Below are 3,423 nucleotides of genomic sequence, written 5' to 3'. Positions count from 1 at the left end.
ACCTGCCTGAGTTTGATTACATAGGCCTGCACGGCAACTGGAGCTGGATATCCGACGAGAACCGCGCCGTCATTGTCGACTTCATCCGCAAGAAACTCAAAGTGGGCGGTGTTCTGTACATCAGCTACAACACCCAGCCAGGTTGGGCCGCCATGGTCCCCATGCGCGACTTGTTGACTGAGCATGCTCAAGTTATGGGTGTTGCGGGCCAAGGCATTGCCAAACGCATTGACAGTGCACTGGATTTTGCGGACAAGCTGCTGGCAACCAATCCCAACTATCTCAAGGCCAATCCCGTGGTGACCGAGCGAGTCAAAGGCATGAAGGCCCACAACCGAAACTACTTAGCCCATGAGTACTTCAACCGGGATTGGCTCCCCATGCCTTTTTCGAAGATGGCCCAGTGGCTTGCCCCTGCCAAGGTGGACTTTGCATGCAGCGCAGACTATTTGGGCCATATTGACCAAGTCAACCACACTGCTGAGCAGCAAGCCTTGCTCAAAGAAATCCCAGACATCATGTTTGAGCAAACAGTGCGTGACTTCATGGTCAACCAGCAGTTTCGCAAGGACTATTGGGTCAAAGGCGCAAGAAGGCTAAGCCCGCTGGAGCAAGGCGAAGCGCTCAGGGCGCAAAAGGTTTTATTGACGGTGCACCGTGCAGATGTTTCGCTCAAAGTCACTGGCGCGTTGGGCGAAGCCACTATGCAAGAGGCAATCTATAACCCCGTGCTGGACGCATTGGCAAACCACAAACCTCAAACGCTGGGCCAGCTCGAACAAGCGCTTAAAGGCCAGAAAATTGCTTTTCCCCAATTGGTTCAAGCGGTCTTGATCCTGTCTGCCACGGGCACTCTGGTGGCTGTGCAAGACGATGCACACATCTCAAAAGTCAGAAAACAAACCGACAAACTCAACGCTTTTTTGATGAACAAAGCCCGTGGCAGTGCTGATATCAACTACCTTGCAAGCCCTGTTGCAGGCGGCGGAATAGCCGTCAGCCGCATTAACCAGTTGTTCTTGCTGGCGTCAGACCAAGGCAAGAAGCTACCGGCAGAGTGGGCGCAGTTCACTTGGCAGCTTTTAGCGGCGCAGGGCCAAAAGATTCTGAAAGAAGGCAAGGCGCTGGATACACCAGAAGAAAACTTAGCTGAGTTGAGCCTGCAAGCCTCGACTTTTGCCAAGACGCAGCTCCCCATTGTTAAGGCGCTCCAGTTAATTTGATTTTTTAGTTCTTGTTGCAGCGCACCGCTTTATGGCGCTTTTGCTAATACGCCCAAGCCTTTTAAATACCCTAAAAAACCCTACAAGCTGCGTTGCTTGCATCGTGGATGCCCGAGAGCGACATGATCAAGCTGCCCCAATGGATCAAAATTTTTGGTAAAAAAAATAAATTTTGATGCCGCCAAGCAGCATGCATCAAATGGCCAATGGGCCGAGTTTTTGCTGTTGGTTGAAGAGCCCGCGGGGTCATGCAAATCATTGGATGATTGGCTTGACCTTGGGGGCTTACTTCTCAACACAGGCTTTCTCACCCGCGCCGAAGTCTGCTTTGCGCAAGCCCGCTCTTTGTCTCCCAACGACCTTCGAGCCTCCATCAACCTCGCAAGCGTGGCCAGAGATGCGGGCGAGCATGGTCACGCCACCAGCCTTTATGCTGACCTGCTGACCCAACTACCCAACCATCCCATCATCCACCGCAATGCGCTGACCAGCCTGGAGTACGACCCCGCAGTGCTTGACGCCACCCGCCTTGCCCAAGCCAAGGCCTGGGGTCAATGGGCTGTTGCCATAGCAGTTGGCCCACGCCCGACTGTGCAATCCACGGACAGCCGGCCCCTGCGCCTTGGGTATGTAAGCGCAGACTTTTGCCAGCACACGGTTGGCTTGTTTGTGAAAGATGTGCTCAAAGCGCATGACCCCAAGCGCGTTGATGTATTTGCCTACAGCGCCGGTCTGGTTAAAGACTGGGTGACCGATGAAATCAGCGCGGCCTGCACCTTGCGCGATGTGTCTGCCCTGGACGATGCTGCCTTGGCTGAGTTGATTAGCGCGGACGGCGTTAACGTGCTGGTTGATCTGTCAGGCCACACCGCAGGTTCGCGTTTAACCGCCTTTGCTTACCGCCCTGCGCCAGTCATGGTGAGCTGGCTTGGCTACTTTGCCACCACAGGCTTGCCTTACATGGACGCGGTGCTGTTGGATGATTGGCATGCGCCAGAAGGCACTGAAGCCCAGTTTACGGAACCCATCATCCGCCTGCCAGATGGGCGCCTCTGCTACCAGCCTGTACCTTGGGCGCCTGCGGAAGTTGCACCTTCACCTTTCACTCGTAACGGCCACATCACTTTTGGCTGCTTTAACAACACGGCCAAGCTGAACGACGGGGTTTTCGATGTTTGGTCAGCCATCTTGGCGGCGGTGCCTGGTTCGCGGCTGGTTTTGAAGTGGCGCACCTTCAATGACGATGCGCTGCGCCACAAGGTCACCAGCGCGTTTGTGGCACGCGGCATTGCTGCCGAGCGGATTGAACTGCGCGGCCCCAGCTTTCACGCAGATGTGCTGAAAGAATACGCAGACATCGACATTGCGCTGGACCCGTTTCCATTCACTGGCGGGCTGACCAGTTGTGAGTCCCTGTGGATGGGTGTGCCGGTGGTAACTTGGCCGCAATCCCGAGTCGTCAGCCGTCAGACCTTTGCGTTTCTCAGTGCCATTGGGCTACCGGAACTTGCCGCCACAGACGCGGATGACTATGTCCGTATTGCCGCATCGCTGGCAGCCGACCGGGATAGACTGGCAAACTTGCGCAGCAGCATGCGGCCCCGGATGCTGGCTTCACCCTTGATGGATGTCGCCAGCTTCACCCGCCAGTTTGAGGACGCGTTGATCCAGTTGTTTGAATCTGTCTGCCGGCCGCCAACGCCTTAGGCCAGCTTTACAATGGGCCTGTGCCGCTTTAGCTCAGTTGGTAGAGCAACCGCCTTGTAAGCAGTAGCCCGTCAGTTCGAATCCGACAAACGTCAGCCTCGGCGTTCAAGCCCCGCAGTTCTCCGTTTTCGTTCGGACGTGGTGCGCTTCAGGTGATTTGATTAGCCCAGTTTGGTAAGCATGGAGACAGGCTGCGGCGGGGCTTTTTTGTGGGTGGTGGGTGGCTGGGGCGGCGGTGTTGCTGGTGGGGTGATTTGGCGTCTCGTAGCCTCAAAAACATTACTAAAACCATCACACCTCTGAAGAATCATGCAGTCGTCCTTGTTCCTAAGTGCGCCTTCTTCGGTGGAAGAAATACGTGCCACCTTCCAGTTATCACATCTCAAACGATTAAAGCCTTTCAGGTGGCTGCACTCAAAACAAGTGCGCCTGTCATCCGATTCACGGTCACGGCGAACAAGTCGGTCGGCCAACTCCTCGGCTTTCAGTTCAA

At 55.2% G+C, this 3,423-nt stretch carries 3 protein-coding genes; 2 read left to right on the top strand and 1 reads right to left on the bottom strand.

Annotated features, from left to right (window positions below; all coding sequences use genetic code 11):
* Both ACIQ3A_RS14470 and ACIQ3A_RS14465 read left to right on the top strand, forming a co-directional pair.
* Window positions 1-1,223: methyltransferase regulatory domain-containing protein (locus tag ACIQ3A_RS14470; protein ID WP_396432428.1), on the top strand; the 1,223-nt coding region annotated here is incomplete at its 5' end.
* A 258-nt stretch (window positions 1,224-1,481) separates the two neighbouring features.
* Complete coding sequence (locus tag ACIQ3A_RS14465; RefSeq protein WP_396432427.1) at window positions 1,482-2,930, top strand: glycosyltransferase; 1,449 nt, start codon at window positions 1,482-1,484, stop codon at window positions 2,928-2,930.
* Window positions 2,931-3,091: 161 nt separating this feature from the next.
* Here the strand turns inward: ACIQ3A_RS14465 and ACIQ3A_RS14460 are convergent.
* On the bottom strand, window positions 3,092-3,423 hold a 332-nt coding region (locus tag ACIQ3A_RS14460), incomplete at its 5' end, for a hypothetical protein (protein ID WP_396432426.1).

It is taken from the genome of Limnohabitans sp., assembly GCF_044361985.1.
Lineage (GTDB): Bacteria > Pseudomonadota > Gammaproteobacteria > Burkholderiales > Burkholderiaceae_C > Limnohabitans_A.
This window is presented reverse-complemented; position numbering and strand designations above follow the sequence as displayed.